The sequence below is a fragment of the Betaproteobacteria bacterium genome (genome assembly GCA_016720925.1).
Taxonomy (GTDB): domain Bacteria; phylum Pseudomonadota; class Gammaproteobacteria; order Burkholderiales; family Usitatibacteraceae; genus UKL13-2.
Map to the genome: position 1 here is coordinate 55,122 of JADKJR010000010.1, position 23,452 is coordinate 78,573.

A 23,452-nucleotide genomic window follows, 5' to 3' on the forward strand; every position below is an offset into this window, starting at 1 on the left:
CAGTTGGTTACCGCGAATAAACGTTCAGCGCGGGAAAATAATATGCGATCTCCACGGCAGCTGTTTCCGCCGCGTCGGAACCATGCACCGCATTCGCATCGATTGAATCGGCGAAATCCGCGCGGATGGTGCCGGGCGCCGCCTTCTTCGGGTCAGTCGCGCCCATCAGGTCGCGATGCTTGAGGATAGCGCCCTCGCCTTCCAGTACCTGAATCATGACGGGACCGGAGATCATGAACGAAACGAGGTCGTTGAAGAACGGCCGCGCCTTGTGCACGGCATAAAACCCTTCCGCTTCAGCACGTGAAAGGTGCGTCATGCGGGCAGCGATTATCTTCAGGCCGGCTTTTTCAAAACGGGAATAAATCTCACCGATGACGTTCTTGGCGACGGCATCGGGTTTGATGATGGAGAGTGTGCGTTCAATTGCCATTTGAGGAATCCTTGATAACTTGATGAAAACGTTAAATTTTATCACGGAACGGCAATGACGATGGTGGTAATTTCTGCTATTTCCACTCGACAAGGAGGAGATCTTTGCGCCGGAAAATGACGAAATCATGCCCTCCAGCTTGATGCGGCTTGTCCCTGGGAGATGGCCTGAACAACTGTTGCGCCCACTCGCCCAACTGCGCCTGTGACGGCAAGGAACTATTTCTGTTCGCCACGCACTTGCTGCCATTGCAGCCAGTGATAGAGGGCATTTACTTGTCGTGGCAGCGGCAATTGGTCGAGCGCTTCCGCGTAGGCATTGCGCCCATCCCATTTCAGATCGATTTCGGCCAGCGCAGACAACATTTCATCGGCTTCCGCCGCATGCCGCCCGGTACGTGCCAGCGATTCGCGATAGTGAGGAAAGCGCTCCGAAATTTTCGGTGTCAACGTATGACGAATGAAGTTGCGGGTGTACGCCGTATCCGCGTTGGACTCATCGACAATCCATTCCAGTGCATTCGCTTTGGCAAACGCTTCAACGTCAGCATGGGGAATTTCAAGCAGCGGGCGAATCAGCGTCAAGCCTTCACGCAGGTGGCGGATCTCCCCCATTCCCGCCATGCCTTTCAATCCCGTGCCGCGCAGAATCTGGTGCAATACGGTCTCGGCTTGATCGTCCGCGTGTTGGCCCAGCGCGAGGAAATCCGCATCGACGGCGTCAAACGCGGCGTAACGCGCGTCGCGCGCAACCGATTCGACGCCACCGGGACGCGATCGGTCCACCACGACCCTGGAAACTTTCAAGGGCACCGACCGGGCCTCACAAAGGGATTGGCAAAATGCCGTCCATTGATCCGCATTAGGACTCAAGCCGTGGTGGACATGAATGGCGGAAAGTTGCAGGCCAAGTGCCTCACGCAATCGCACCAGCGACTCAAGCAATACGACGGAATCCATGCCGCCCGACAGACCGATGCAGACGTGGTGTCCCGCCACTTCAAGTCTAATTAGGGTGTTTTCGATGGCTGCCGGTAGCAAATGAGCCGAGTTCATGTCGCAAGCGTACACAAATGTCGCGGCAATCCAGCAGAACAATAAACCCTAGCACTGGCGCGGCTTTCAAGACATTTTCCTCCCGAAAACCGCACACGCGCTAGAGTTTGATGGCAATCATCAGGTGGCACTAATCCGAAAGCTCCTTGAACTTCCCGATCTCAAGAAGCTTTTTCTGCCGATCCTGTACCAGTTTGTCCGGCGTCTTTTCGGCAAGCGTTTTGAGTGAGTCGGCAATTGCCTTCTTCAATGTAAGGGCCATCGCCTGTGGATCACGATGCGCGCCACCAAGTGGTTCGGTCAATACTTTGTCGACCAGTCCCAGCGCCTTCAGTTTTGGCGCCGTGATGCCGAGAGCTTCGGCCGCCTCGGACGCTCGCGCAGAATCCTTCCACAGGATCGCCGCGCAGCCCTCGGGCGATATCACCGAATACGTCGAGTACTGGAGCATGTAGGTCACATCGCCCACCGCAATCGCGAGGGCGCCGCCGGAACCGCCTTCGCCGATGATCGTGCATACGATCGGCACGCGCAGTCCCGCCAGCACATAGAGATTGTGCCCGATCGCCTCCGACTGCCCGCGCTCCTCGGCGCCGACGCCCGGGTATGCGCCGGGCGTATCAATGAAAGTAACGATAGGGATGCCGAACTTCTCGGCGAGCTTCATCATACGCAGCGCCTTGCGATAGCCCTCCGGCTTCGGCATGCCAAAGTTGCGGAACTGGCGTTCCTTGGTATCGCGGCCTTTTTGATGGCCGATCACCATCACGCTTTGCCCGTTGAATCGCGCCAACCCGCCAACGATGGCCGCATCATCTGCATACGAGCGATCGCCATGCAGTTCCTCGAAATCGGTCATGACCATGCCAATGTAATCGAGCGTGTAGGGGCGCTGTGGATGACGGGCGACCTGCGATATCTGCCACGCGGAAAGTTTGGCGTAAATATCCTTGGTGAGCGTCTGGCTTTTTCGGGCCAGCTTGTCGATTTCTGCGGAAATGTCGACGGCGGAATCGTCCTGCACGTAGCGCAGTTCCTCGATTTTCGCCTCCAGCTCGGCGATAGGCTGCTCGAAATCGAGAAAGTTGAATTTTGGTGAGCTCATGCGTGGTTTGAAGGGCTGCCTTGGAAGCGATCGTCGTAGTTCACGAATCGGTAATGATACCAAGGTCTCATGGTTATAATTCAGCCATGGCAAACCGACTGAGCAAAATCACCACGCGCACCGGCGACGACGGCACCACCGGACTGGGGGACGGTTCCCGCATTCACAAAAGCGCGCTACGCGTAATGGTGCTGGGAGATATCGACGAGCTCAATAGCACGCTGGGCGTTCTGCTGGCCGAATCGCTGCCAGCGTCCGCGCGCACGCGGCTGACGCGAATCCAGAACCAGCTATTTGATCTGGGAGGCGAAGTCTGCATTCCGGGGTATCGCGTGATCACCGAAGCACAGGTGATCTATCTCGACGACGCTATCCGTCAATTAAATGACATCTTGCCGCCATTAAAAGAATTCATATTGCCTGGCGGCTCACGCGCCGCGGCGATTTGCCATGTTGCCCGCACCATTGCGCGACGGGCGGAACGCTCGCTGGCCGCATTGGCGGTTGACGAAAAGATGTCCGAAAGCGCATTGCATTACCTGAATCGGCTATCCGACTTCCTGTTTGTCCAGGCACGAACGCTGAATCGCGAGGCGGGTATTGCAGACGTCCTCTGGCAGCGTGAGCCTGAACCCGGCCGCGCCCGCCGATACGGGCGGGAAATCGACACCCTGACGATGGCTGACACAATTGCCAATGATCAGCTTGCCATATTGCTTGCCCAATGTGGTTTGGGCAACCGGGCCGCATTCGCGCAGCTCTACGACGCAACAAAATCGAAACTGTTTTCGGTTTCGCTTCGTATAGTACGTGAGCGGCACATTGCCGAGGAAGTACTACAGGACAGTTTTGTGAACATCTGGAACAACGCTGCAAAATATGCCACCGTCAAATCGGCGCCCATGACGTGGATGACAGCTATTGTGCGTAACCGCAGCCTCGATATCGTCCGCCGCCCATTCCTTGAGGTGGCCGATGAAAACGACTTTTTCGCGCTTAACATGGAAGATTTGACGCCTGGACCGCAGGACCTGCTTGCAACCAGGCGCGACCAGGTGAAAATCGAACACTGCATGAAAGGGCTCGACGGCGAACAGTTGCAGACCATTTCGCTGGCCTTTTTCCAGGGACTTTCACATAGCGAGGTGGCGGATCATCTCGGGCGTCCACTCGGAACGGTCAAAACCCATATTCGCCGCGGCCTGCTCAAGCTGAAGGGGTGCCTCGAATCATGAAACTGGCCCACCCCGAACTGCGCAGCCGCCTTGCCGCCGAGTACGTGCTCGGCACCATGAAGGGAGGCGCTCGCCGGCGTTTCCAGGACTATCTGAGACGCGATACCGCACTACAGGCCGACGTTGCGCGCTGGGAGGCGCATCTGACGCCACTTGCGCAGCGGCTCCCGGCCATCGAGCCGCCCGCACGCGTGTGGGCCAGCATTCAGGCACAAATCTCCAAGACCGACGCGTCCGCGCCGGGATAAGGCGGCATCGGGATTGTGGCAAAACATGGGTTTTTGGCGCAATTTGGGCCTGGGCGCCACGGGACTCGCGGCCGCATTGCTGGTCGCCGTCGTCACGGTAAAGCCGGTCGAACAGGAACCGATTCTCATGTCGGTGCTTGCCGAGGACAATAACGATGTACGCGTGTATATCGAACAACCCGAATCGGGTTTGCTGCAAGTTACGATGCTCAAGCCGTGGAATATCAGGCCGGGCATTGCCCATGAATTGTGGGTACTGCCTAAAGCCGGTACGCCGCGTTCCCTGGGTGTGATCAATAGTGCTGCCGATACGCACATTAAGTTGACCGGGCTCGACGCCAAACTGGTCAATGGCGCCTTGTTTGCGGTGTCGCTGGAGCCGCCCGGAGGATCTCCCACGGGCACTCCCACCGGCAAGGTCGTCTGCAAAGGGACAATTGCGTGGATGCCGCCAAAGTCCGCGAAAACGCGCGCGCAGACTTAGCGTGTCGCTTTAGCTCCGGCTTTCAATTTCGCACGGCTGAGATCCAGCGCATCGCAAATTTCTCTTGCCGCCATCAGCAGGCGCGGCCCGGGTCGAAACGCGTAATCCGCGGTAACGCCGTAGACATTTCCGTCGCGAACAGGCGCCAACCCCGCGTAGGCGGGCGCATTGGCAAATCGCTTTTCGTTTGACGATTTTCCGAACAAGATTGCATCGGGTGCACGCACCATCAACTCTTCCCGCGATGGTTCACTCACCAGGCTCGTCATATCTTCGAAAACGTTTGCGCCACCACAAAGACGGATCATCTCGGAGATGACGTGGTCGCGATTGACAGTCATCAGCGGCCTGGAGGAAATCTCAACGAACAATTTGACAGCCGGTTTGCCTGCGTTTGCGTCGCGAAGCGTGTCGAGCTGGCGCTGAAATGTATCGGCCGCCCATTCCGCGGGACCGGGTCGGCCGACCAGCGTGCCGATTGACCGAAGCGCGCGCGATACATCGGCGAGTTGCTTGATCTCAATAACAAACACATTGACGCCGAGCCTGTTCAATCGAGCAATATCCGCCGGACGCGTGCCGCCCTTCCACGCCAATACCAGGTCCGGCTTCAGCGCCAGCAGACTTTCCCACGAAATACCGGCTGCATCAGCAACCTGTGGAAGCCCGCGCGCCTCAGCGGGATAATCGCTATACGCTGACAGACCCACCAGCTTGTCGCCCGCACCGGCCGCGAACACCAACTCCGTAAGTGACGGCGCCAGTGTCACCATCCGCACGGCGGGTGTGCCGAGCAATGCCGGTCGCCCCTCATCGTCATGTAATGATTCCACCGGCTGCGCGAATATCAGGCACGAACCTGCAACTGACAGCACCGCAAGAGCAACGCGGGCAAACATGGAATGCATCAGGCCGCTGCGCTCAACGTTTCATGCACCCTCGCCGCCAATGCACGCCGCTGCTCATACGCGGCCCGGGCGATTGCAACATCCTCCAGGAAATACGGCAGTTCCTGCAGCGTGATCGCCTGCTGTGCGTCCACGAGGGATTTCTTCGGCATGGGGTGCATGTCGACGAGCAACATGTTGGCGCCTGCGATCACCCCCTGCGCGGCGACGTGGAACACATCCAGAATGCCATCGGGTGACGCGCCGCGCGTGCCAACCGAATGCGAAGGATCGACGCACACTGGCATGCGGGTCAGGCGGTGCACGACCGGCACGTGCGCGAAATCGACCAGGTTGCGATGCGGGTCGCCAAAATTTGTTTTCATGCCCCGCAGGCCAAAGACAATCCGGGTATTGCCTTCCGACGCGCAATACTCGGCCGCCATCAATGACTCATCAAGTGTGATACCAAAGCCGCGCTTCAGCAAAACCGGAAATTTCTTCTGCCGCCCCACCGCTTTCAGCAATTCAAAGTTTTGCGTATTGCGGGTACCGATTTGCAGCATAACCCCCGTCGGATCGCCAGTTCGGCTCAGTGCCTCATTGATCTCGTCAACATGGCCGTCGCAGGTGACCTCCATCGAGATAATCTTGATGCCATATTTTCCGGCCAGCTCAAACACCCATGGCAGGCATTCCTTGCCCATGCCCTGGAATGAATATGGGCTGGTGCGGGGCTTGTACGCCCCCATCCGGGCACAGACCTGGCCGTGCTCTTGCAGGCACGCGAATGTCTGCGCGACGTACTCACGGGAATCGACCGCGTTCAGCCCTGCAAAGGTATGCAGATTATCCTGCGAGAACGTGACACCGTTGTAGCTGAAACCGGTATCGTGTTCGTCTGCCTGATGCCGGCCCAGTATTCTGAGTTCAATGGCCATGTTATTCGGGCGTATTCTTGCGGCGTTCGCGCACCGCGGCGGCAAGTTGCTGCAGGAGTTTCTCGGTATCCGCCCAGCCGATGCAGGCGTCGGTGACCGAAACCCCATATTCCAGCGCTTTGCCGGCGGTGATATCCTGACGGCCCGGATTCAGGTGGCTCTCCACCATCACGCCAACGATGCGCTGGTCGCCCGCCGCCAGTTGCGCGGCAACATCCGTGGAAACGTCCATCTGCTTCTGGTATTTCTTGCTCGAGTTCGCGTGCGAGAAATCGATCATCACCCGCTGCGCAAGTCCGGATTTGGCCAATTCATCACAGGCGGCGTTGACGCTTGCCGCATCGTAGTTTGGTTCTTTTCCGCCTCGCAGGATGATGTGGCAGTCTTCATTTCCTGATGTCGAGAAAATCGCCGAATGGCCGCTCTTGGTGACCGACAGAAAGTGGTGCGGGGCCGCGGCGGCCTTGATGGCATCGACGGCGATCTTCATGTTACCGTCCGTGCCGTTCTTGAATCCGACCGGACACGACAAACCTGACGCGAGCTGGCGATGCGACTGGCTTTCTGTCGTGCGTGCGCCAATAGCGCCCCATGCAATCAAGTCGGCAAAGTACTGCGGCGAAATCAGGTCCAGATATTCGGTCGCCGCGGCCAATCCCATCTCATTGATGTCGAGCAGCAATTTTCTCGACAGTTTGAGACCCTTGTTGATATCGAAACTCTCGTCCAGATTCGGATCGTTGATGAAGCCTTTCCAACCTACCGTGGTGCGAGGCTTTTCAAAATACACCCGCATGACAATGGTGAGATCGGGCTCAAGACTGATACGCAGCGCCTGCAGGCGTTGGGCATATTCAATGGCCGCATCGTAATCGTGTATCGAGCAGGGGCCCACAATCACCAACAAACGGTCGTCGCCGCGATGCATGATCCGGTGGATTTCATCGCGCGCGCGGTACACCGTGCTCGACGCCTTCTCCGTGCACGGAAATTCGCGCATCAGTTGCAACGGCGGCGCCAATTCCTTGGTGCCGCGAATGCGTACGTCATCGGTGTTATAAGTCATGTCGTGCTCCGAAGTCACTAGTTGAAGGTTGGTTTTGCCGTTTGTCATGATTTTCTCACCTCGTTCTGCCAGACACGCATCCGGCAGGCATAAAAAAACCGCCGGGTTTCGGGCCGGCGGTTTTTTAGAAATCGTGGCGCTTAGAGTCTGCGCACTAACCTTTCTCCGCCGTGGGCATCGAAAAATAGAAGTACCAGAAATAGAAAGCGCGATTAATCACGAATTCATACTAACAGGGTTTTTGTGCAGTGCGCAAGTTTTCATCCGGATTGCAAAGGATTTGGCGCCGGGACGTACATGATGCCCTTGAGTGCGACGCAACGGAACTTCACCCAGCACTTGCCTTGAAGACCAGCGCCACCCCGTTATTGCACCAGCGCTGGCCAGTTGGCTGCGGTCCGTCATTAAAAAGATGGCCATGGTGGCCGCCGCAGCGAGCGCAGTGATATTCCGTGCGCGGATAGATATGCTTGAAATCGGTTTTCTTGTCGAACACGCCAGGTAGCGTGGTGAAGAAACTCGGCCAGCCCGTGCCGCTGTCAAACTTCATTTCTGATGTGTAGACGGGCAGATCGCATCCGGCGCAGTGGAAAACGCCTTTGCGTTTTTCGTCGTTCAGCGGGCTGGTGAAGGCGCGTTCGGTACCTTCGTCACGCAATACGTTGAAGGAGGCCGGAGCAAGACGTTTCTTCCATTCGGCGGCGGGTAACTCGAGCTTATCGATCTTGGTCATGGGCTGGCTCGCTTGTTTAAGGGCGATCTTGATTTGTTCGGCGGGTAGGGTTTGAACGCCTTGGGCGTGTGCCAGCGTGGGGATCGCAGAAGCACCCGTCACGGCGAACAGATTTTGCAGAAATGTGCGGCGTTGCATATTGTGTCCTGGGGTTGAAACAAGTTAGGTCGAATTTTCCACAAAAAGTTTACATTGCGAATAAGAAAAAAACTGGCGTATTGGTTACGTCACAATCAAACAATGGGGTCAGCCCGTCCCGCCTACGGTCAATCCTTCGATACGCAGCGTCGGCTGCCCGACCCCGACCGGGACGCTCTGCCCTTCCTTGCCGCAAACGCCAACCCCGGGATCCAGTTGCATGTCGTTGCCGATCATGGTGATGCGTTTCAACGATTCGATGCCGTTGCCGATCAGCGTGGCGCCAACAACCGGGTAGGTAATCTTGCCATCCTCGATCATGTAAGCCTCGGAGGCGGAGAAGACGAATTTGCCGTTGGTGGTATCAACTTGTCCACCGCCGAAATTTGCTGCGTACAAGCCGTGTTTGACACTGGCGATGATTTCTTCGGGCGACTTGTCACCGCCCAGCATCAGCGTGTTGGTCATGCGTGGCATGGGTATGTGCGCATAGGACTCGCGCCGGGCATTGCCGGTCACCGGATGACCCATCAGGCGGGCATTGAGCGAATCCTGCATATAGCCTCGCAGAATGCCGTCCTCGATCAGTACGTTGCGTTGCGTGAGGTTGCCTTCGTCATCGACATTGAGCGAGCCGCGCCGGTCGGCAATGGTGCCGTCATCGATGACCGTGACACCCGGCGCGGCAATGCGTTCGCCAATGCGCCCGGAGAACACGGAACTTCCCTTGCGATTGAAGTCCCCTTCGAGGCTGTGGCCGACGGCTTCGTGCAGGAGGATCCCCGGCCAGCCGGCGCCAAGGACAACGGTCATCTGCCCGGCTGGCGCAGGCTTGGCATCTAGATTAATCAGCGCCTCGCGCACGGCAAGCCGGGCGATTTCGCGCAACACGTTATCAGAAAAATACGTGTAGTCGTAGCGCCCACCCCCGCCAGAGCTGCCTTGCTCGCGGCGGCCATTCTGTTCAGCAATGACGGTGAGCCCGATATGGACCAGGGGACGCACATCGGCCGCCATGACACCATCATTCCGCGCCACCATCACAACATCATATTCACCCGAGAGACGGCCCATCACCTCCTTGACGCGCGGATCGATGGCACGGGCAAACTGCTCCACGCGCTCAAGGATGCGCACTTTGTCCGCGTCCGAGAAACTCGACACCGGATCGGTCGGCGTATATAGCGCACGACCGGGCTTGTTCAGCGAGGTGGATGCCTTGCCCGCGCTGGCGTTGCCGTTGGCGCGCGCGATACTGCGCGTCGCGGCGGCGGCTGAAGAAAGTGCTGCACGGCTGATGTCATCGGAATAGGCGAACGCGGTTTTCTCGCCCGAGACCACGCGCACGCCCACGCCCTGATCGATGTTGAAGCTGCCGGATTTTACGTGCCCTTCCTCCAGGCTCCAACCCTCCGAGCGAGAGTATTGAAAGTACAGATCGGCATAGTCCGCGTCGTGGGTCAGGATCTCGTCGAAGATTGATTCGATGGCGGCCTCGTTAAGGCCATACGGCGCCAGAAGTGTCGATTGGGCGATGCTGTAGGGGGTGGCGGACATGGCGCTTTCAGGCGGTAAGGATGTGCGAACTCGAAAGAAAAACGAAAAACATTATCGCAGAGGGTTGGGATGGAACGAGGAATTTGCAAGCGCAACTTGCCGTGTATCGGCGCTTCACAAACATCACAAACCCAAGCACTGGAGCGCTGTTACAGGCATTTATGCCCGGAAAGTGCCCGCCGGTGCTTGAGTTTTATCGAATTACTTGCGGCGCCACTCGGTCATACCGCCTGGTTTGTCTTCCAGGACAATGCCCATTTCTTCGAGTTGTTTGCGAATGCTGTCGGCGCGGGCAAAATCTTTTGCTTTCTTGGCGGCATTGCGGTCGTCAATGAGCGTCTGGATATCGGTTGCCTGACCACCCTTCACAAAATCGTCGGCACTTTCTTGCAGCAAACCGATCGTTCCGCCCAATGCCTTCAATAATCCGGATAACTTCGCGGACCCGGTCTTGCGTACCTCATCGCGCAATTCATAAAGCACCGCATACGCCGCGGGTGTATCGAAATCATCTTCCATCGCGGCCCTGAATCGCGCGGCAAAAGGATTTGCCCAGTCGATCGCCACAACTTCGGGCGGCACATCCTTCAGCACCCTGTATAGGCCCATCAAAGAGTTTCCCGCATCCATCAGCGCTTCATAGGTGTAGTTGATCTCGCTACGGTAATGCCCGCGCAGCAGGAAAAAACGCACCTCCTCGCCGCCGCGCACCGGGTTGAGTTTATTCAGCACTTCGCGCGCGGTGAAAAAATTGCCCAGAGACTTCGACATTTTTTCGCTGTCGAAATTCAGGAATGCGGCGTGCATCCAGATATTGACGAAAGAATGGCCCGCATTTCCGTTGAATGCCCCTTCGCTCTGCGCAATTTCATTTTCGTGATGCGGAAACTGCAGATCCCAGCCGCCACCGTGAATGTCCAGTTTCTCTCCCAGCACGGCCTTGCACATGGCCGAGCATTCGATATGCCAACCCGGGCGTCCGCTGCCAAAAATAGACGGCCATTGCGGCTCATACGGCTTGGCCGCTTTCCACAACGCAAAATCCAGGGGGTCGCGCTTGTTGGTATCGACCACCGTACGCTCGCTTGCCTGCAGGTCATCCAGATTCCGTCGGGAAAGCTTGCCGTAGCCCTCAAACTCCCGCACCGCGTAGTACACATCACCATTCGGCGCGCGATAGGCGAGGCCCTTGTCTTCCAGAATCTTGATGATTTCCAGCATGCCGTCGATGTAACGCGTGGCGCGCGGCTCGTGCGTGGGGCGCTGTAGCTTCAGGCGATCGAAATCTTCATGCATGGCTGCCGTCATGCGTTCGGTCAGCGCATCAATCGGTTCACCGTTCTCATTTGCACGATCGATGATTTTGTCGTCGATATCGGTGATGTTGCGCGCATAACTGACCTCATAGCCGCTGACCTTGAGCCAGCGGAAGATCATGTCGAAAACTGAAAACGTGCGGGCATTGCCAATGTGAAAAAAGTCATACACCGTCGGCCCGCAGACGTACATTTTTACCCTACCAGGCTCGATGGGCGTGAAGATCTCCTTCTTGCGGGTAAGCGTGTTGTAGATGGTTTGCATGTTGTTTGCGATCAAGTGGGTTCGGTGTCCTGCACTTGGCAGGGTTTTTCGAGTGGACTGAAACTTGGAGGCGCCTGGTTTGTCGCAGGCGATGATCTTGTCGGTTACGAGGGGGACCGATTGGTCATACAATCAGGCTTCGCTTGAAGCCCGAACCGCGACGTTCGCGGTCAGCAACATCGCGCCCGAGGGGCGCAATGGCCGGATTCGCAGGCGCCACCAGCGCGATAGCGTAGCGTGGAAGGCGGCGGAGATATTGTGTAGCGGGAAGGCATTCTTGGTAGAATATCGGCTGATTAACGTGAAAGTGTTTTTTAATTAATTCAATGAATTATAACAGAATGCTCACTACGACCCTCGCTCATCGCCTGCGTTTCGGCACCTGCACATTGCTTGCCTTGCTATTTGGTTTTTCCGCATCGGTCCACGCGGGCCCGGTGGAAGATACCAAGGAAGCGACGCGCTTGTATCAGCAAAACAAGCCTGACCAGGCGCTGGTCAAAATCAACGCTGCGCTTGCCCAGCAACCAAAGGATGCGCAGGGACGCTTCCTGAAGGGGCTGATCTTTACCGAACAGAAGAAAACCTCGGAGGCGATCCAGATTTTTACGGGTCTCACGGAGGATTTCCCGGAATTGCCTGAGCCGTACAACAACCTTGCCGTTCTCTATGCGAGTCAAGGCAACTACGACAAGGCAAAAGCCGCGCTGGAACTGGCGATTCATACGCACCCCAGCTATTCGACGGCCTACGAAAATCTGGGCGACATTTATGCGCAGCTGGCGCGCCGCTCGTACGATAAGGTCCTGCAACTCGACAAGACAAACACAAGCGCGCAAAGCAAGCTGGCGATGGTGAAGGATCTGTTTACCCCGCCGGGCAAAGCGCCACCTGCGACCACCGTGGCGGTTATTGATACGCCAAAAGCGGCGACCACACCTGCTGTCGCAACCACTACGACTAAACCGGAACCAGCAAAGGCGGTTGCCGTGGCATCGGTTGCAAAACCCGAACCCGCGAAGCCCGCCACCGCGGGCATGAAACCAGAAGCCCAGGTGACCGCTGCCGTTCAGGCTTGGGCCAATGCGTGGTCGGCGAAAGATGTCGCGGGTTACCTTGCCTTCTACGCAGCAAATTTTGAGACACCCGATGGTCTGGCCCGCAGCGCGTGGGAAGCGCAGCGCAAGGAACGCATCGAGCGACCCAAATCGATTACGGTCGATGTTAAAGTTTCCAAGGTGACGGTCAGAGGCGATGAAGCGACGATCGTGTTTCGGCAGTCCTATCATTCCGATACCGTAAAGAGCAACAACACCAAGACCATGAAGCTCGTGAAGTCGGGGGATAAATGGCTGATCCGCTCAGAGCGTGCCGGCGCTTAGTGGATAGCCCATTGCGCGCCACCCGCATGGCCCAGGCGGCATTGGCCGCCGCCCTTACGGCAGGACTCAACACCTTTGCCGTTGCCCAAACCACCTCAATGATGTCCGTTGCTTTCAGCAATGAAGTCGAGGCCTCACTGGTGCGCGCCCTCGAAACATTGAAAGCTGGCGGCATACAGCCGGCCCTGCGCGAACTCGACGCAGCGCTCGCAAAGAATCCCAACTTTCGCCTTGGTCACCAGATGAAGGGCGATTTACTGATGGCGAAGGCCGGCTCGCCAGTGGCCTTCGGTGGCGGCAAGAGCCAACCTGAACTGGTGGCCAGCCTGCGCGATGAGGCGAAGGTGCGGTTCAATCGCTACTTTGACGCACCACCGGCCGATGCGTTACCCACGGCACTGCTGCAATTGGCGCCGCATCAACAACATGCGCTGCTGCTCGATAGCGAGAAATCGCGCATCTACGTCTTCAAAAACGTCGATGGTCAGCCGCGATATCTGGCTGATTTTTATATCTCCGGTGGGAAAAACGGTTTCGAAAAAGGTCGCGAAGGCGACCAACGCACACCGCTTGGCGTTTATCACATCACATCGAGCATGGGCCGTGAAAAGCTGACCGATTTTTACGGTCCCGGCGCATTTCCGATCAACTATCCCAACGAATGGGACAAGCGTTTGGGAAAAAATGGCTCGGGCATCTGGATTCATGGCACACCGTCATCAACCTATAGCCGTCCGCCACGTGCGAGTGATGGATGCGTGGTGCTTACCAACGACGATTTCGCGCAGATTTCAAAATTTGTCGAGCCCGGCGTCACGCCAATTGTCATCGTGCCGACCGTGCAATGGCAATCGCCGGACCAATGGCTTGAGTTTCGTGACACATTCTCGACGGCCCTCAACGTATGGAAAACGGATTGGGAAAGCCTGCGGATGGATGGCTATCTTTCACACTACTCTGACAAGTTCGATGCCGACGGAAAGGACATCAAGGACTGGATATCCAACAAACGGCGCATCAATGCCAGCAAGAATTTCGTGAAGGTGAATATTTCAAATTTGTCCATTTTCGAATACCCGATCACACCCGGCACCCCGCCAATGGTGATGGTGACGTTCGATCAGGATTACAGAAGCAGCAATAACGCCGTCAAGATGACGAAGCGCCAGTACTGGCAGCGCGAAGAAGGCCGCTGGAAAATCATCTATGAGGCGGCGGCCACCTGACGGTTCCGCAACGGGTAATACGTTTCATTTCATTCAACAGGAGCAAATATTCATGATTCGCACCACTCAATTTTTTTCGACCGTTTCCGGCGCATTGTTCGCGGCATTTTTCATGACTGCCGGCCTCGCCCAGAAGCCCGCTGAAGCACCTGCGGCCACCCCGAAAGCCGCTGCAAAGGTCGCACCGGCGAAAGCATCCGCTTGCAAACTCGATGACAAAGGAACCACCCCGATGAAAGTCAAACTCACCACCAGCATGGGCGCGATCACGCTCGAATTGAACAAGGAAAAAGCGCCGCTCTCTACGGAGAACTTCGTGAAATACGTGGAAAGCGGCCATTACAATGGCACGATTTTCCATCGCGTGATCGGCAACTTCATGATTCAGGGTGGCGGCTTCGACAAGAACCTGGCACAGAAGCCGACCAATCCGCCGATCAAGAACGAGGCAACCAACGGCCTCAAGAACGACAACTACACCGTTGCCATGGCGCGCACGGGCGTAGTGGATTCCGCGACCGCGCAGTTCTTCATCAACGTGAACAACAACGATTTTCTGAACCATGCCGGTCAGGCGAACTTTGGCTATGCCGTGTTTGGCAAAGTTATTGAGGGCATGGATATAGTCGACAAGATCAAAGCGGTCAAGACGGGGCCGAAAGGCATGTTCCCGACCGATGTGCCGCAGGAGGCCGTAATGATCGAGAAGGCCGAGTGCCTGTAGTCGATTCATTTACATTGTCGAAAAGGGGCAGCCGGGTTTCAGATTCCGGCTGCCCTTTTTTATAGGCGCGTCATGACGACACTATTCATCTCGGATTTGCATCTGTGCGAAGAAAGGCCGCGTCTCAATGCGCTGTTCACGCGTTTCCTTGATGATATAGCGTGCGATGCCGAGGCACTTTACATTCTGGGTGACCTGTTCGAATTCTGGATCGGTGATGACCAACTAGATCATGATCCTTTGGCGCGGGCCGTTGCGAAGCAATTGGCGAGAACTGCAGATCGGGGGACTCGTATATTCTTCATGCACGGCAACCGCGACTTTCTGATCAGTGCTCGATTTGCGAGAGAGGCCAGCCTCACATTGCTGCCGGATCCTGCGCAGCTGACATTGGGTGAACAGCGGATTTTGTTGATGCACGGCGATACGCTTTGTACTGATGACGTCGCATATCAGGAATTTCGCGCGCAGGTGCGCGATCCGGCGTGGCAGGCCGAGGTGCTGGCGAAGCCCTATGCCGCGCGTGCCGCACTGGCGCGCACGATGCGTTCGCGGAGCGATATCGAGAAGTCCATCAAGGCCGACGCCATCATGGATGTGAATGCGGAAGCCGTTGCAGCAGCCTTTGAAAGGCACCAATATCCGGTGATGATCCACGGCCATACCCATCGTCCTGCAAAGCACCAGTTGACTGTCAACGGCCACGCATGCACCAGGTGGGTCCTTCCGGATTGGCACGCGCATGGTGGCTACCTGTCAACTGATGGCTCGCACAACGAACTTACGGCGCATGCAATCTAGAGGCAGCGTTTGACCGCAACCTAAAGTTGATAGGGGCTTGATACGCACGCACACGCTCCCGGCCACGCATCCGGAATCTGCGACTCACGCCTACCTGCGATGACGTTTGCGTTGGTGCAGTTGGAATCAGCAGGCAAAATATGTTTCACTTCAACACCAACCCGCTGCCCAAAGTGCGCGTCTCAATTCGCGCAAAAAAACTTGTCGACATGAAAACGAAACACAAAAATGCAAACACCTGATCAACCCATCCTGAGAGACATCGTTCTGGTCGGCGGGGGTCATAGCCACGTGGGTGTGCTCAAGAGTTTTGGCATGAAACCCATTCCCGGTGTGCGCCTCACCCTAATCTGCACCGACATGCACACGCCCTATTCCGGCATGTTGCCGGGCTATGTGGCAGGCCACTACAAATTTGACGATGTGCATATCGATTTGAGTCGGCTCGCAGTGTCTGCGGGGGCGCGCCTTTTCCGTGATGAAGTGATCGGCCTTGACCGCGCCAACAACAAGGTGTTGTGCCGCAACCGCCCGCCCGTTCCCTACGATCTGCTTTCCATCAACATCGGCTCCACGCCACAATTGAGACAGGTCCCCGGGGCCGCGGATAACGCGATCGCGGTCAAGCCGATCCAGCACTTCAACGACCGCTGGCTGGCACTGCTGGACCGCGTGCAACATCACGCAGGCAAGTTGACCATTGCCGTCGTGGGTGCGGGTGCCGGTGGCGTTGAGTTGCTGCTGGCCATGCAATTTCGTCTACGCAATGAACTGCAAAAGCTTGCGCGCAATCAGGGCGATCTCGTCTTCCACCTGTTCACAGACGGTCCGGATATTTTGCCAACACACAGTGCCGGCGTGCGCGGGCGCTTTGATTCCGTGCTGGCCGAGCGGGGCGTGTTGGTTCACCGCAATGCCGGCGTCACGCATGTTTTTCCCGGTCGTCTTCAAACGGCCACAGGTGAATTGCTGACGACCGATGAAATCGTCTGGGTTACCAGTGCGGGCGGCGCACCATGGCTGCGTGACACGGGTCTTGCACTCGACGCGGATGGTTTTATCAACGTGACGGATACCCTGCAAACGGTGACCGACCCCAATGTCTTTGCGGCGGGCGACATCGCCTGCATGATTAACTACAAGCTTGAGAAGGCCGGCGTGTTCGCGGTCAGGCAAGGCCCCCCGCTGACGGCAAACTTGCGCCGCGCGGTTGAAGGTGTGCCACTGCGTGAATACCATCCCCAGTCGCGCTGGCTTGCCTTGATCAGCACCGGTGACAAATATGCCGTGGCCTCACGCGGATGGCTAGGATTTGCAGGAAGCATCGTGTGGCAATGGAAGGACTGGATCGACCGGCGTTTTATGGCCAAGTTTCAGGACTTGACGCCAATGAATGCGAGCGCGCTGGCGGCAAATTCATCGGCGACCAACACCAACAGTGTCAAGCTGAGCCAGGAAGAATCTCTGCAGGCCATTTCGGCCATTGCCATGCGCTGCGGCGGCTGCGGGGCAAAGGTGGGGGCAACGGTTCTGTCTCGTGCGCTGCGCAATTTGCATCCTGTGGATCGTGATGACGTGGTGATCGGCCTGAAAGACCCAGACGATGCCGCCGTCATGCGGGTGCCACCGGGCAAGGCCATGGTGCACTCGGTAGACTTTTTCCGATCATTCATCGATGACCCTTACATATTTGGCAAAGTAACCGCCAATCATGCATTAGGTGACATCTGGGCGATGGGCGCGGAAGCGCAATCGGCCACCGCGATTGCGACGGTGCCGTCGGGGCTGGAATCAAAGGTCGAAGACGTGCTGTTCCAGATGATGTCAGGTGCACTCGAAGTGCTGAACGAGGCCAACTGCGCACTGGTGGGCGGGCACACGGGGGAAGGCAAGGAGTTGGCGCTGGGTTTTGCCGTCAACGGCTTGATCGATGACGACCCCGCGAGGATCTTGCGCAAGAGCGGCATGAAGCCCGGTGATATCCTGATTTTGACCAAACCGATTGGCACCGGCACCCTGTTCGCCGCCCATGCGCGCCTGGCCGCCAAAGGGCGATGGATCGATGCGGCGCTGCAATCGATGGTGGTGTCGAACCGGCTGGGTGCGAAGTGCCTGTTTGAGCATGGCGCCACCGCCTGCACCGACTTGACCGGCTTTGGCCTGCTGGGCCACCTGGTGGAAATGACCCGCCCTTCAGGCGTGGATGCCGAGTTGAATCTCTCCGCATTGCCGCTGCTGGACGGCGCGGAGGAATGCGTGGCGTCAGGTATTGTCAGCTCACTGCAGAGCGCCAATGTGCGGCTGCGTCGCGCCCTACGCAATCAGGATGCGATGATCAAACACCCGCGATATCCGCTGATCTTTGACCCGCAAACGGCAGGAGGCCTTCTGGCCAGCATTCCCGCTGATCGCGCCGACGCTTGCATCGCGGAACTACGTGCACTGGGCTACACAAGGACGGTGGCGATTGGCCGCGTTTTGGAAAAAGGCGATGCGCTGGAACCGATCATACTAACGGCTTGAGGCTCGTCAATTGGTGGATTGACCGGTCTGACCTGACGATTTGCGGTCAAGCGGCGTCGATTCCCTGCGCAAGATCGGCTTGTATATCGCTAACCGCTTCCAGCCCGACTGCCACCCGCAGCAATCCATCCGAGACTCCCGATGCGTCACGCTCGGCCTGCGAAATGCGTGCGTGGGTGGTGGTTGCGGGATGGGTAATGGTGGTCTTGGTATCGCCAAGATTTGCGGTAATCGAAATCATGCGCACCGCATCGACCACTTTCCACGCGGCGGCCCTGCCACCCTTGACTTCAAACGACACCACCGCGCCTTGCGAATTCGCCTGCCGATAGGCAAGTCCATATTGGGGATGGGATTCCAGCCCGGCGTAATGCACCTTGACCACCTGGGGCAAGGTCTCGAGCCATTGCGCTAACTGGAACGCAGATCGCGATTGTGCTTCAACGCGAAGCCGCAGCGTCTCCATGCCTTTGAGGCAGATCCATGCATTAAATGGAGAAAGTGCCGGGCCCGCCGTACGCACGAATCCGTAAATGGGATCGATCAATTCCTTGCGTCCACACACTGCCCCGGCAAGCACGCGACCTTGACCATCAAGATACTTGGTCGCGGAGTGAATCACCAGGTCTGCGCCGTGTTCGACGGGACGTTGCAACGCCGGTGTCAGCAGGCAATTGTCGATGGCGAGCACGGCATTCGCGCGCTTGGCAATATCGGCGAGCGCGGCGATATCGCAGATTTCCGCCAGCGGATTCGACGGCGTTTCGGAGAACAACAGCCGCGTATTCGGGCGCACGGCCGCGCGCCACTCGTCGACGTTCGCGGGAGACACCCATGTGGTATCCACACCGAATTTCTTGCAGATCTGATCGAATAGCGGCACGACAGTGCCAAACACGCTGCGCGACGAAATGATGTGATCGCCGCTTTTCAGCAGCCCCATGACGGTGCTCGCGATTGCCGCCATGCCGGTGGACGTGGCGATGCACGCCTCGGTTGCCTCGAGCGCGGCCAGGCGGGCCTGAAACATCGTCACCGTCGGATTGGTGAAGCGGCTATAAATGAAGCCCGGCTCTTCATTGGCAAAACGCCTCGCCGCCTCGGCAGCGTTCGCGTAAACGAAGCTCGATGTCAGCGAAAGCGCCTCCGAATGTTCCTGGAAATCACTGCGAATTTGCCCGGCACGTACGGCTAGCGTGTCAAATTGGAATTTGTCAGTCATGGTTAGTCATGGATCCACCGTTGACAGGCCAAGATCGAGCTGGTGGGTCTTCCCCCTCTTCTACCGATACACCCGCGGTTTCGCCGTCATTGCGGTTCGCTTCGATTCCAGCCAAATATTCATCCGAAACGCCGCCGGTAATATAAATTCCGTCGAAACACGATGCATCGAAGCTTTTTATCGCGGGATTACAGGAACGGACATCCTCGATCAAGTCCGCGAGATCCTGATAAAAAACTGCATCCGCGCCGATGGCTTCCGCGATTTGCGCGGCGTCGCGTCCGGTGGCAATCAGTTCCGCCCGCGAAGGCATATCGATGCCATAGACATTTGGAAACCGCACCGGCGGCGCGGCGGAGGCGAAATAGACTTTCTTCGCCCCGCAATCGCGGGCCATTTGCACAATCTCCCGGGACGTCGTGCCACGCACAATTGAATCATCCACCAGGAGCACGTTCTTTCCCTTGAATTCAACTGCCATCGCATTCAGCTTCTGACGCACCGATTTCCGGCGCTGCTCCTGTCCCGGCATGATGAATGTGCGACCGATATAGCGATTCTTGATAAAACCTTCCCGGTACTTCACACCGAGTACCTGCGCGACCTCCACCGCGGAAGGACGGCTCGTATCCGGGATGGGAATCACCAGGTCGATCTCAATATTCGGCTGCTCGCGCTGGATTTTCTTGGCGAGCGAACGGCCCATCAGCGAACGCGTTTCATAAACCGAGATTCCATCGATGACCGAATCGGGGCGTGCAAGATAAACATATTCAAAAATGCACGGGTGCAAACTTGCGTTCGGCGCGCACTGGCGGCTGAAAAAATTCCCCGACGTGTCTATCAGGATGGCCTCGCCTGGCGCCACGTCGCGCATGATTTCAAAACCGAGTGTGTCCAGCGCCACGCTCTCGGAGGCCACCATGAATTCGACGCCTTTGTCACTTTCGTTCTTGCCGATGATCAGCGGACGAATGCCGTGTGGATCGCGAAACGCCAGCAAACCATAGCCGGCAATCATGGCGACAATGGCGTACGCCCCCTTCGCGCGGCGATGCACGCCGCCCACAGCATTGAATATCGCGTCCGGATCAAGGCGATTGCCGAGCGCGGCTTGCGCGAGTTCATGGGCCAGCACGTTGAGCAATACTTCCGAATCTGAATTGGTGTTGACGTGTCGCAGATCGTCTTGAAAAAGTTCACGTTGAAGTTCGGCGGTATTGACGAGATTGCCGTTATGGCCGAGCACCACGCCAAACGGCGAATTGACATAAAACGGCTGCGATTCCGCCGCGCTGGCGGCTGAGCCCGCCGTCGGGTAACGGCAATGTGCGATGCCCATGTGGCCCGTGAGCGCGCGCATGTCGCGGGTGCGGAATACATCCCGAACCAGTCCCCGGTCCTTGTGCATGTGAAAAGTCCGACCATCGGCGGTGACGATACCCGCCGCATCCTGACCACGGTGTTGCAGGACGGTCAGGCCGTCATAGAGCAACTGGTTGACCTGGCTTTTTGAAACGATGCCAACGATGCCGCACATAGAAAAGGTCCCTTATCCTTGCTGACCGACGAGCGATTGCCGCAACACTGGCGCCCGATAGGTGATGCGTGAAGCCACACTTTCCGGCAAGAGTGTACGGGCATGCATTGCAGCGCTTTCCAGCCAAGGTATCGCCGCTGCATTTTTCCACAGTGCCGACTGGGGAAACTTGGTCATGCCCGCGGCCAAGGTCAAAACAACCAGAACCAGTGCACCACGCAGCAAGCCAATGATCGCACCCACGGATCGATTCAATCCGCCCAGTCCCAATTTTCTCACGAGTTCCGAAATCAAACTCGCAAGCATGCCGGATATGACGAGTACAAACAGGAAAATGGACAACCAGCCCACGGCTGTGCGATAGACGGGTTCGGCCATCCAGTCGGCGAAGTAGCCCGCCAGATTCTGTGCATACGCATGCGCCAGGACAAAGGCCAGAATCCATCCAGCGATATTAATGACTTCGCGTATGGCACCTCGCACGATACCGACGATAATCGAGATGGCGACCAGCGCAATAATGGCGTAATCAAGTTCGTTCACGGGAAGCTAATTCAGCGGCACGATCTTGCCATCCGCACCCGCGAGTTTTACCTGTGCAAGTGCCGCCTCGGCTTTGTCGCGGGTGGCGTAGGGGCCGACGCGTACCCGCGTGGCATTGCCGCTCTTGATGGGAATGTTCTCGGTGTGAACGTTCAGCTTGGCTTCTTTCATCTTTGCGATGACCTGTTTGGCGTTGTCGGCGTCGCTGAAGACGCCGAGTTGCACGACGAAACCGGTATTGCCAGCAGCTGGCTTCGCGTCGGCCTTTACCGGCTTTTCGGTTTTCACGACGGGCTTTGCCGCTACCTTCACGGCGTCCTTGGCCGGAGGCGGCGCAGCAACCGCAACAGGCTTGTCAGCCTCTGGCACAGCAGCAACCTTGGGGACATCAATGGCGACAGGGGTTGGCACCACGACCGGCGAGACCGCAGGCGCGGGCAATGCTGGCTGGCCTTCCTTCGAGGGCACCTGGACCGAAATGTCCTGGGTTTTAGCCGCTTGGCCAGCACGCTTGGGTTCGCGATCGAAGATCATCGGCAGAAACACGATGGCCAACAAGCCGATCGTGACCGCACCGATCAGGCGTCGCCGTCCGCGGCGTTTCAGCTCAAGTTCGGTGGCGGAAATTTCGGGATGATGGGAAGCGGCCATGGCGAGAATCCGGGGTCACGTCGATTGGATCAGTTGCAGGATTTCCGCAACCGTATAGAACGAACCGAACACGAGAATTCTATCATTCTCACCTGCTTTCTCCCGCGCTGCAGCATAGGCTTTTGAGACGCTGACATGGCGCGAAAATCGGTCGCCAAGGCCGTGCGCCGCAAGTTTGCCCGCCAGCATTTCCAACGTCGCGCCGCGCTCGCCGGCAACCGTTTCCAAGCCGGCAATGCACCAGAAGTCGATGCGGCCTTTGAGGATATCGATAACGGAATCGATGTCCTTGTCCTTGAGCATGCCGAATACGGCGTAGGTGTTTTGATGGAATCCCATGGAACCCAACGCATCGTTCAACGCCCGAGCCGCGTGCGGATTATGCGCGACGTCGAGCACCACGACCGGCCGCCCCGGTAATACCTGCATGCGACCCTGCCACGCGACTTCCAGCAGACCGCGTTTGACCTGGCCCTGTGATACCGGCAAACGATCCTGCAGCGCCTCAAGCGCGGCCAATGCACCAGACGCATTTTTGAGCTGGTAGGCGCCGCGCAACGCCGGAAATGGCAATGAATGCCGCGCGCTATCCTTGCCGAAAAACTGCCACTGGCCATCCATCACCTGATAGCGGAAATCGCGATTGAGCAAACGCAGGTCCGCGCCAATGTCTTTCGCATGGTCAAGCAGTGATTGCGGCGGGTTGACATCGGCAAAGAACGCGGGACGTCCTGTCCGGTAAACATGCGCCTTCTCAAAACCGATTTCTTCCCGCGTATTGCCCAGATAAGATTGATGATCCAGATCGACGCTGACGACGATACTCACATCGGCATTTACGATATTGACGGCATCCAGCCGCCCACCCAGACCAACTTCAAGTATGGCCACATCGACGCGATCCTGATGAAACAGCCAAAGCGCCGAGAGCGTGGCGAATTCAAAATAGGTAAGCGGCACAGCGGGCTCGATTGAGGTGCGCGCGATCTCCACAGCCTCGAATGACGCGATGAGTTGTCGGTCGCTCGAATCCACGTTGCCGATCCGAACCCGTTCGTTGTAACGCACCAGATGCGGTGAGGAGTAAAAACCTGTCTTGAATCCAGCAACATGCAGGATTGATTCCAGCATCGCGCAGGTCGAACCTTTGCCATTGGTGCCGCCGACAATGACGTTTATCGGCGCCCGCGGACAGTCCATTCGCTCCCAGACCGCGCGCACACGATCCAGACCCATTACTATTTCAGCAGAGTGCTGACGGCCGATATAGTCGAGCCAGTCGTCGAGATTGGTCAACATGAACGGTTTGAATAAGACGTAATAGTTAAGGTCGGCTCTGGGCGGCCGTTTCCAGCCATTTTCTGCCTGAAAGCCGCT

General features: G+C 57.3%; 22 protein-coding genes. 8 read left to right on the plus strand and 14 right to left on the minus strand.

Going from position 1 to position 23,452, the window contains the following annotated elements; translation table 11 throughout:
- Window positions 1-7: 7 nt before the first annotated feature.
- The 3 genes from ndk to IPP88_15130 all read right to left on the minus strand — a co-directional run bounded on the left by ndk (window position 8) and on the right by IPP88_15130 (window position 2,593).
- Entirely contained in the window at window positions 8-433 is a 426-nt protein-coding gene (gene ndk, locus IPP88_15120) for a nucleoside-diphosphate kinase (protein ID MBL0123992.1), read from the minus strand.
- Between the two features lie 218 nt (window positions 434-651).
- A complete protein-coding gene (gene tilS, locus IPP88_15125; protein MBL0123993.1) occupies window positions 652-1,488 on the minus strand; it encodes a tRNA lysidine(34) synthetase TilS in 837 nt (278 codons plus the stop codon).
- Between the two features lie 130 nt (window positions 1,489-1,618).
- The gene (locus tag IPP88_15130; GenBank protein ID MBL0123994.1) at window positions 1,619-2,593 is read right to left on the minus strand and encodes an acetyl-CoA carboxylase carboxyltransferase subunit alpha; all 975 of its coding nucleotides are present in this window, start codon (window positions 2,591-2,593) and stop codon (window positions 1,619-1,621) included.
- A gap of 86 nt (window positions 2,594-2,679) precedes the next feature.
- Here IPP88_15130 and IPP88_15135 point away from each other — a divergent pair, with 86 nt between their 5' ends.
- Genes IPP88_15135 through IPP88_15145 form a run of 3 tightly spaced genes read left to right on the plus strand, consistent with a single transcriptional unit; the run spans window position 2,680 to window position 4,560 of the window.
- A complete protein-coding gene (locus IPP88_15135; protein ID MBL0123995.1) occupies window positions 2,680-3,828 on the plus strand; it encodes a cob(I)yrinic acid a,c-diamide adenosyltransferase in 1,149 nt (382 codons plus the stop codon).
- Window positions 3,825-4,076, plus strand: coding sequence for a hypothetical protein (locus IPP88_15140; protein MBL0123996.1), 252 nt, complete (start codon window positions 3,825-3,827; stop codon window positions 4,074-4,076). Before IPP88_15135 ends, IPP88_15140 begins: the two co-directional genes overlap by 4 nt.
- On the plus strand, window positions 3,982-4,560 hold the full coding sequence (locus IPP88_15145) for an anti-sigma factor (protein ID MBL0123997.1): 579 nt from the start codon (window positions 3,982-3,984) through the stop codon (window positions 4,558-4,560). Before IPP88_15140 ends, IPP88_15145 begins: the two co-directional genes overlap by 95 nt.
- Here the strand turns inward: IPP88_15145 and IPP88_15150 are convergent.
- From IPP88_15150 to IPP88_15175, 6 genes are all read right to left on the minus strand, one after another.
- Window positions 4,557-5,468 carry a cobalamin-binding protein gene (locus IPP88_15150; GenBank protein MBL0123998.1) on the minus strand — a complete coding sequence of 304 codons (912 nt, stop codon included), beginning with the start codon at window positions 5,466-5,468 and terminating at the stop codon, window positions 4,557-4,559. The genes IPP88_15145 and IPP88_15150 overlap by 4 nt on opposite strands.
- Complete coding sequence (locus IPP88_15155; GenBank protein ID MBL0123999.1) at window positions 5,468-6,496, minus strand: 3-deoxy-7-phosphoheptulonate synthase; 1,029 nt, start codon at window positions 6,494-6,496, stop codon at window positions 5,468-5,470. The genes IPP88_15150 and IPP88_15155 overlap by 1 nt, the downstream gene beginning before the upstream one ends.
- Entirely contained in the window at window positions 6,390-7,454 is a 1,065-nt protein-coding gene (aroG, locus tag IPP88_15160; GenBank protein ID MBL0124000.1) for a 3-deoxy-7-phosphoheptulonate synthase AroG, read from the minus strand. Before aroG ends, IPP88_15155 begins: the two co-directional genes overlap by 107 nt.
- 328 nt (window positions 7,455-7,782) lie before the next feature.
- Window positions 7,783-8,325: a peptide-methionine (R)-S-oxide reductase MsrB gene (gene msrB / locus IPP88_15165; protein MBL0124001.1), complete on the minus strand. Its 543-nt coding sequence runs from the start codon at window positions 8,323-8,325 to the stop codon at window positions 7,783-7,785.
- 108 nt (window positions 8,326-8,433) lie between these two features.
- Window positions 8,434-9,882 (minus strand): metalloprotease TldD, encoded by a 1,449-nt coding sequence (tldD, locus tag IPP88_15170; GenBank protein MBL0124002.1) that lies wholly within the window; start codon window positions 9,880-9,882, stop codon window positions 8,434-8,436.
- A gap of 201 nt (window positions 9,883-10,083) precedes the next feature.
- Entirely contained in the window at window positions 10,084-11,463 is a 1,380-nt protein-coding gene (locus IPP88_15175; protein ID MBL0124003.1) for a cysteine--tRNA ligase, read from the minus strand.
- Between the two features lie 341 nt (window positions 11,464-11,804).
- Here IPP88_15175 and IPP88_15180 point away from each other — a divergent pair, with 341 nt between their 5' ends.
- The 5 genes from IPP88_15180 (at window position 11,805) to selD (ending at window position 18,119) form a co-directional block, all read left to right on the plus strand.
- Window positions 11,805-12,845 carry a tetratricopeptide repeat protein gene (locus IPP88_15180; GenBank protein MBL0124004.1) on the plus strand — a complete coding sequence of 347 codons (1,041 nt, stop codon included), beginning with the start codon at window positions 11,805-11,807 and terminating at the stop codon, window positions 12,843-12,845.
- A gap of 11 nt (window positions 12,846-12,856) precedes the next feature.
- Entirely contained in the window at window positions 12,857-14,071 is a 1,215-nt protein-coding gene (locus tag IPP88_15185) for a L,D-transpeptidase family protein (protein ID MBL0124005.1), read from the plus strand.
- Window positions 14,072-14,303: 232 nt separating this feature from the next.
- A complete protein-coding gene (locus tag IPP88_15190) occupies window positions 14,304-14,795 on the plus strand; it encodes a peptidylprolyl isomerase (protein ID MBL0124006.1) in 492 nt (163 codons plus the stop codon).
- A gap of 72 nt (window positions 14,796-14,867) precedes the next feature.
- A complete protein-coding gene (locus tag IPP88_15195; protein MBL0124007.1) occupies window positions 14,868-15,596 on the plus strand; it encodes a UDP-2,3-diacylglucosamine diphosphatase in 729 nt (242 codons plus the stop codon).
- A gap of 228 nt (window positions 15,597-15,824) precedes the next feature.
- Window positions 15,825-18,119, plus strand: a complete 2,295-nt coding sequence (gene selD, locus IPP88_15200; protein ID MBL0124008.1) for a selenide, water dikinase SelD — start codon at window positions 15,825-15,827, stop codon at window positions 18,117-18,119.
- Between the two features lie 46 nt (window positions 18,120-18,165).
- On the opposite strand, the gene IPP88_15205 is transcribed toward selD, so the two are convergent.
- The 5 genes from IPP88_15205 to folC are packed head-to-tail and all read right to left on the minus strand — an operon-like array spanning window position 18,166 to window position 23,374.
- On the minus strand, window positions 18,166-19,341 hold the full coding sequence (locus IPP88_15205) for an O-succinylhomoserine sulfhydrylase (protein ID MBL0124009.1): 1,176 nt from the start codon (window positions 19,339-19,341) through the stop codon (window positions 18,166-18,168).
- Complete coding sequence (gene purF, locus IPP88_15210; GenBank protein ID MBL0124010.1) at window positions 19,334-20,881, minus strand: amidophosphoribosyltransferase; 1,548 nt, start codon at window positions 20,879-20,881, stop codon at window positions 19,334-19,336. The genes IPP88_15205 and purF overlap by 8 nt, the downstream gene beginning before the upstream one ends.
- 12 nt (window positions 20,882-20,893) lie before the next feature.
- Window positions 20,894-21,424, minus strand: a complete 531-nt coding sequence (locus tag IPP88_15215; GenBank protein MBL0124011.1) for a CvpA family protein — start codon at window positions 21,422-21,424, stop codon at window positions 20,894-20,896.
- A 6-nt stretch (window positions 21,425-21,430) separates the two neighbouring features.
- Window positions 21,431-22,075, minus strand: a complete 645-nt coding sequence (locus tag IPP88_15220) for an SPOR domain-containing protein (protein ID MBL0124012.1) — start codon at window positions 22,073-22,075, stop codon at window positions 21,431-21,433.
- A 15-nt stretch (window positions 22,076-22,090) separates the two neighbouring features.
- Window positions 22,091-23,374 (minus strand): bifunctional tetrahydrofolate synthase/dihydrofolate synthase, encoded by a 1,284-nt coding sequence (folC, locus tag IPP88_15225; GenBank protein ID MBL0124013.1) that lies wholly within the window; start codon window positions 23,372-23,374, stop codon window positions 22,091-22,093.
- Window positions 23,375-23,452 lie beyond the last annotated feature (78 nt).